The following is a 7,368-nucleotide window of genomic DNA, read 5'->3' as shown; positions in this document are numbered from 1 at the left end:
ACGTTTCATGCTTCGTTGCCTCCTGCTGGTTTTGGATTGTTTGGTATTTTTAAGCTATTATACCACAGGAGGCAGAAATTAGTAAATAATTTATTTGCAGATGATTGCCATTTTTAAACAGCCTCTCTTGGGATAAAAAGTATCCGAACTTCTTAGTAAAGAACCTTACTAAGGAGGAAAAAGCTATGGATACATTTTTTCCCGCTACTATACTTGGTTACATAAGAGCCTTTGCTCCAATTTTTGCTGCTAACAATTTTTTGTACTTTCAGGGGTTCATGTTGGCCTTCATGCTCCTTGGAGGGAGCCGTAAATGTGTAACCAATATTGCCGGGGTCTGTTTTTTCCTGGAAAAACATATCTCCAGTTGGGAACGTTTCCTGTCCCAATATCAGTGGGATATAACTCAGATTCAAAGCAAAGTTGTGACCTTGCTCAAGGAGAAGATGGCAGAGAATCTCCTGATCTATGGGGCTTATCTTTGCTGGGTGGATACCACTCTGATTTCCAAGGTTAAAGGGAAAATGATGGGGGTGCAAAAGTGGCACGATCACAGTGGAAATCCATCTCGTGGTGATCATCTTATTGGGCATCACGGGGCTATAGCAGGCTTGTTGTGTACCGCATTGCTGGAAGGAAGGACGATTGTGCCCTTTGCTGGCCCTTGTTGGCCAACCTTATTTCTGGTCATAGCAATCCCTTTGGGTTTGTGGTCAATCCAGCCGGAATAGCTACGGCTATGAATTTCTGGGATGCAGTCTGCCCTCTCATAGCTCAGCTTCAGCAAATGCTTGGCTCTGTTCGTCTTCGAGTAGTGGCAGATGCCTATTTTTCTAAGGCTCCTTTCATCAACTGGATGCTCTCCTTGCATGTTCATGTTATCACTCGAATGCGAATCGATGCAGTTGGTTGGGATGATCCACAGCCAGAGCCTCCCGTTGCGTCTGAGAAAAAGAAAAGAGGCAGGAAACCCACCGAACCCCGAAAAGGCAAAAAATGGAAGATAGCCCAACTGCTCAATCTCTTTCCCCTCCAAGAAATCACTGTCGTTATCTATGGGAAAACTCATACTCTTCAGATTGTAACCAGGGATCTTTGGATCAAAGATGTCTTGAGCCAGAAAGTTCGAGTAGTAGTGATCAAGACCCAAAAAGATCCCATCATCTTGCTCTCCACCGATCTGACTCTCTCTCCAGTTCAGATCATCCAAATCTATGCTCTCAGGTTCACCCTAGAATTGGGTATCAGAGACTTGAAGCAGCATTTTGGTTTCACAGATTACCAATCCACCAGCTTCCAAGCTATGACTCGCTTCATAGGGCTGTCTTTGGTAAGCTTTTGTCTCTGGAGACTCACTATCCTTACCGATATGAACTCCGATTGGCTCCAGGTTCAAGAGCAAAATTCTCTTCTCAGCTTTACCAAAACAAGTCGGGCTCTGAGAAGATTCGTCATGCAGAAGGTTTTTCGAAATTTCGCTTCCAGTGCGAACTTTCAAAATTCCACTGCTACTCCTGAGGAGATTATCCATTTGATGACTTAATTCCTTTTGAGAAACCAATTTATTCACCATCATAATTGTCCACTGAGTGCTATCAGACACTCAAAAAGTGCAAAAGTATAGTATTACGCAAATTACGAGAAAGATTAGGCGAGAATATGACTTAGAAACACTCATGACAGAGCATTTTCATCTGTCAATTCTCTTAACCTGAAAAACATTAGGCAAATACGCTGATTTCAGAATTATCAGAGATATTTACCAGATCAGCCCAAATTTCTTTTTCATCAGGATAATCTTCCTCAGTTTCTAACTCCAGATATTCCTTAGGTTTAAAATATACAGATATATCCCAATCAGAGATACTCCTTGAGATATTTTTTCCCTGCGAGCCAAATAAAAAGGCTAAAACTACTTCTTTTTTCCCTTCAAAATATCTTTTTAATTCCTGAATCTTTTTATCCTTCATAGCTACTATAATAGCACAAAAGAGTAAAAAATACAAAAATATGATTATCAGACTTTTTCGCTCTCTAACAAGCGGGGGGCCGCGCTAAGATTGATATTGCTTAGCCTGATACATAAAGGCCTCCAGTCTGCTGTCCGCTCCGCTTTCTTCCTGACCATCGTAGGCCATATTAAGCCAGGGGATATTCCCAAAGTCCTCCCGAACACGTCTGGAAATAGCCGTAACCACGTTTCCCGGCATACAGGTGAAGGGAATACAGTTAACAATTCCGGAAGCGCCCCGACGGATGAAATCTATGGCCTTACCGACGCTGGGGACCATTTCTCCGCCGCGAATAGAAGAAGAAAGATAGGGGACAGTATAAGAGAGGACTTCAGAAATCGCCGGTTCTTTAAAAGGAGGGCCAAATCTTCTAAAGGCCTTTATCAAGCGGTGTTCATCGTATCTTTGAATCTTGTCCTTAAGGCAAACCTTTAAGAAATCAAGGTATCGCCTTTCCCTGAGAGAATTTTCTTTAACACCGTAATTGACATAATAGAACCACTCAGATATCGGATCAAACCAAACCTGGCCACCCCATTCCTCGATTTTCCTGATTACATTAGCATTACTGAACCGATTAGCCCGGGTATAGATTTCTCCTATCACGCCAATAATAGGCCGCTCGACCTGGCGATCAGTCTTTATTTGAGCAAAGGCTTCAGCTATCTCTTCCATCAAGTCAAAAACCTTACCGTTTCCCTTTTCAATCGCCTCTATTACTTGGGTTAGATACCTCTGATAAACTTCATCCGTTTCTCCCTGTCTTACTTCGTAAGGTCTTATCTGCCGCGTTAGTTTTTCGAGGATATCAGTGATCACAATCCCCTGCCAGGCACGTCGGCGGAATTTATGGCCGGTATCGCCTAACTGAGAATAGGCATCTTTAGAATCCGGTGAAAGAAGGGGTATATCTTCACAGCCCAGATCGTTCAGGATTATTCGGTGAAGCCGGCTGTATTGTCCAAACCGGCATGGCCCATCAGCCGAGGGCATAAAGAAGGCCGAAGTCGTGGGATCAAAGCCGCTTTCGTTAATCTTTTTCAAAATATCCCCGGTGGTGACCACACATGGAAAACATTCCTTGCCAGAGGTATATTTTCTCCCGTATTCCAGGGTGGCTCCATCCGATTCCGGCAGCACCTCAGCCGGGATGCCGCAATATCTAAAGGCAGCCGCCAGACTGTAAGCATGATCCGACATTAAAGGCAGGTAAAGGGTCCTCTTTGGGGAGGAGATGGATGACTGGCGGTGGGGTTTAGTTTCTTCCGCGGCCCACTTCTTGTTTTCCAGGTGCTTTTTCCCTTTAAGGCTGTCGAAGAAGGCTTCACACCTGGTAATAGCCCCGGCATCAGCGCTGTGTTCATCAACTTCTAATTGAAGATAGGGCTTGCCATTCATCTTTTCCCGGCAGAAATGGAGGATGAAAGAATCAGGACCGCAGCCAAAGTTAGTCAGATAAATGGCATTAAGATAGGGATGTGAGCTGATAAAACCGGCGGCGCTTATTATCTTTTGGCCGTATCTCCAATACATGTTAGGAAAATCAACCGAAACATCTACTTTTTCCAGAGGCAAGAAATCCATGGGAATAGCTAATACTCCCATGTCCCTTAGTTTTTTGGGGATTTCAAGGTTAAGGCCGGGGTCACAACCATTGTAAGGACGACTGATAATTACTGCCGCCGGCTGGTTTTGGTCGAGAGAAGTTAATATCTCTCTGCCTCGATCTGCCAGTCGCCGATAAAATCTCTCCTGGGATGCCTGGGCCGCCGCCATAGCCGCCTTCACCTCTCTGGGAGACTTGTTCATCTGCCGGCCGACTTTAACCAGCTCTTTATACACATCCCTTTCCCCGTTTTGAAAACATATATTGGGGGTGAGCATCCTTACATCTATATCTATTGCTGATTTAACGAGATAAGGAGCAGCTTGCACATAAGGGCAGGCATAGTTTTGTTCCAGGGCCAAGTTTGTCCTGGCCAGATTAATCACGCTGGGTAAAAAGATGTAATCTACCCCTTCTTCTATTAGACTCAATATATGACCGTGAACTACCTTGATAGGGAAACAGGTCTCAGCCGTAACGACTTCAACTGATTGATGAATCTGACTTTGCTTGGTTGATCCCGATAAGACCACCTCAGCGCCTAATTGGCTAAAAAAGGCTTTCCAGTAAGGAAATAACTCGTAGAAATGCAGGACGCGAGGGATACCAATTCTGGGATTACCCTTTTTACCAGGCTGGTAATCGGATAACAGGTAATCCTCCCGCTCCTTAAAAAGATCAGGCAAATTATTATCTTTCTTCTTTTTCCTGTCCTGTTCATATTTCTCGCATCTGGTTCCGTAGAAGAGCGGTTTTTCTCCTTCAATCTCTACCTTCATTACATCGCAGACATTATCGCAGCCCTTACATTCAAAGGAATTGACTTTATACTGACGTCGGCTCAGGTCAAACCCCTTGAAGTTACTGGCCTGACCATTATTCTCTTCCCTGGCCAGGATAGCTACCCCCAGGGCGCCCGTAACATTGTGATAGGGCGGAACGGTTATCTTTTTCCCGATAACCTTTTCAAAGGCAGCCACCACTGCCTGGTTGGAAGCGACGCCGCCCTGAAAGAAGATGTGCTCGCCCACCCGTCTGTCGCCTACTACCCTGTTAAGATAGTTGTAGACAATGGAATAAGCCAGACCAGCGGCTAAATTATCCTTACTTGATCCCTGCTGCTGATGGGCAATCAGGTCTGATTCAATAAAGACAGTACAGCGTTCACCCAATGAATCAGGCGAAGCGGCCTTAAGGGCGGTTTTACCGAATTCCTCGACAATGTTAATATTTAACTTCTCTGCCTGTTCTTCTAAAAAGGAGCCTGTGCCGGCGGCGCAGACCTTGTTCATTTCAAAGTCAACCACTGTCCCTTGATCAAGGTAGATGTATTTAGAATCCTGTCCGCCGATTTCAAATATGGTGTCAACCGTGGGGTCAATATTAACGGCGGCTGTGGCCTGGGCGGTAATTTCGTTACGAACCACATCCGCCCCGACCAGATCCCCGATCATGTAACGACCGGAACCCGTGGTCCCCACCCCCAGGATTTTTACCCTGTCGCCCACCTCTTGCCCAATCTCCTCCAGGCCTCTTCTTACCGCCTCTATTGGCCTGCCGGCCGTCATCAAGTATCGCCAGGTAATTACCTCTTTGGTTTGGTCGATGACCACCAAATTGGTGCTTAAGGAGCCGATGTCAATGCCCAGATAGCTTTCGATTGCGGATTGCGCACCCACTTTGTGGGTACCCGAGATTGCAGATTGTTCCGATCGCAAATTTCGGATTACGCCCTCACTTCGTGGGTGCCCGGGATTGCGGATTGATAACGGTTCCAGGCCCTTCTGTCGGCCAGGTTGGGAGTGGGTGTAATGGGTTAGCCGGTCTAAGTTGAGCAGGGTTCTGTTACCTTCGGTGTTTTGACTATCAAGGCAGGTCAAAACAGCGCCAATGGCCCCCATCGAGGCGTAGTGAGTCGGAATAATCAGGTCCTGGGGGTGGTCCAGCTCTAAGATATCCTTGAATGCCCGGATCATGCCAACATTGGCGGCTACTCCCCCCTGAAAAGAGATGGGGCGATGAAAGGGCTTGCCTCTACCGATATTAGACTTGAAATTCCTGGCCATGGCATAACAAAGACCGGCCACAATGTCATAATCGGGGGTAGCGATTTGCTGAAGATGGATCATGTCCGACTTGGCAAAGACACTACATCGACCGGCTATCCTAGGTGAGTGCCCGGACTTTAAAGATAATTGGCCAAATTCCTCAATAGAAAGACCCAACCGGCTGGCCTGTTGGTCTAAAAAAGAACCGGTGCCGGCCGCACACTGGGTATTCATGGCAAAGTCTTCCAGGACTATTCCTCCGGCCTCCGGTCTGTGGTTCAGGATTAAGAGCTTGGCGTCTTCGCCGCCTATTTCAATGACCGTCCGCGCTTCAGGATGAAATTCCTTAACCGCCCGTGTCTGGGCCACGATCTCATTGACAAATTCTCCCCCAAGCAACTCCGCCACTAATTTACCCCCGGAGCCAGTCACGGCCGTCCAGGCTATCTCTTTCGGAGCGATCCGGCTGAATACATCCGTGAGCACACTGATTACCGTTTTAAGCGGCTGCCCCTTCAGCCGGGTATAATGTTCTTCCCGTATCTTCCGGTCAGCATTCATTACCACCGTATTCAGGCTGACTGAGCCTATATCTAAACCCAGGAATAGTCGTAATTCCATAATTTGACTTCACCTCTCAGTTCACTCACGCTCATAGAGTATTTCCCCCTCCCGAAAAATCCTTTCCCTAAAATATCCATAGACTTGTTGCGTAATAAGTAGGGACAGGCCCCTGTGCCTGTCCTTCCTCTGTTGGGCAACCACAAGGGATTGCCCCCCCTACCTTCCAATCTTTCCGCCGGTGCCCTTCATCTCCTAAAAGAAGAAAAAGTTTATGGCGCCGGTAATCGTCCAGAAATCCGCCTCTAAATTATCGGGGTCAATATCTGTTATCTTTAGATCACGATCCAGGAGGACATATCTGATATCACCGTTAAGGCTCATCTTCGCACCGAGGGGCATTTCAGCCCCAAATCCGGCCAAATAGCCAAATTCAGAAGACTTTTCCGCCCTATCTTCACACTCCCATTTATATTTATCCCAAATCGCTCCGCCAATAAGATAAGGTGAAATGGGGGCCATCGGAAAGGGGAACAAAACAAGGGAGGCCATAATCGGATAAGAGATAACCTCCACCTTTTCATTCTCGTAGCTTTCTTTTCGATACTCAATGGAGCCTTCGACTGAAAGGGTTTCTGTAAGAGTCATCCTTGCCTGGGCCCCGTACTTAAATTCCCCCTCATCAGCATCCTTTGAGTCATAATACCCCACCCGTGGGCCAACGGCCAGACCGGTGGGCTTCTCAGCCCCGTAGGCCTCTAATGTGCCTAAGATAAGACACAGACTACATAGACCAACCAACATTTTGGGTTTCAAATAAACCACCTCCTTTTTAATTTTGGATGGCGGATATTGAATCCGAATCCTGCCGCCATCCACTTATCCACTGGCTACTATCTACCTGCCCCTCATCTGGCCTCGTAGATTAGGTTATTCTAACATAATACCTCCATATTGTCAATATGTTTCGTTGAGTAACAGTGATTCTGACATAAGGATTAAGGATGTAGGTTATCTGATAATTCTGAAATCAGCGTATTTGCCTAATGTTTTTCAGGTTAAGAGAATTGACAGATGAAAATGCTCTGTCATGAGTGTTTCTAAGTCATATTCTCGCCTAATCTTTCTCGTAATTTGCGTA

The 7,368-nt window shown here is 46.2% G+C and carries 5 protein-coding genes; 2 read left to right on the top strand and 3 right to left on the bottom strand.

The annotated features are described in order from the left end of the window. The first annotated feature begins 185 nt into the window (after window positions 1-185). Together AB1797_11580 and AB1797_11575 are read left to right on the top strand one after the other, a co-directional pair. Complete coding sequence (locus AB1797_11580; protein ID MEW5768237.1) at window positions 186-731, top strand: hypothetical protein; 546 nt, start codon at window positions 186-188, stop codon at window positions 729-731. Continuing rightward, window positions 668-1,543 (top strand): transposase, encoded by an 876-nt coding sequence (locus AB1797_11575; GenBank protein ID MEW5768236.1) that lies wholly within the window; start codon window positions 668-670, stop codon window positions 1,541-1,543. Before AB1797_11580 ends, AB1797_11575 begins: the two co-directional genes overlap by 64 nt. Before the next feature lie 178 nt (window positions 1,544-1,721). Here the strand turns inward: AB1797_11575 and AB1797_11570 are convergent, their stop codons facing one another. The 3 genes from AB1797_11570 to AB1797_11560 form a co-directional block, all read right to left on the bottom strand. Next, on the bottom strand, window positions 1,722-1,970 hold the full coding sequence (locus AB1797_11570) for a nucleotidyltransferase domain-containing protein (protein ID MEW5768235.1): 249 nt from the start codon (window positions 1,968-1,970) through the stop codon (window positions 1,722-1,724). A gap of 84 nt (window positions 1,971-2,054) precedes the next feature. Further along, window positions 2,055-6,287, bottom strand: a complete 4,233-nt coding sequence (locus tag AB1797_11565) for an acyl-CoA dehydratase activase (protein MEW5768234.1) — start codon at window positions 6,285-6,287, stop codon at window positions 2,055-2,057. Between the two features lie 195 nt (window positions 6,288-6,482). After that, window positions 6,483-7,043 (bottom strand): porin family protein, encoded by a 561-nt coding sequence (locus AB1797_11560; GenBank protein ID MEW5768233.1) that lies wholly within the window; start codon window positions 7,041-7,043, stop codon window positions 6,483-6,485. Between the last annotated feature and the right edge of the window lie 325 nt (window positions 7,044-7,368).

The sequence above is a fragment of the bacterium genome, assembly GCA_040753085.1.
GTDB lineage: Bacteria > UBA9089 > JASEGY01 > JASEGY01 > JASEGY01 > JASEGY01.
This window is presented reverse-complemented; position numbering and strand designations above follow the sequence as displayed.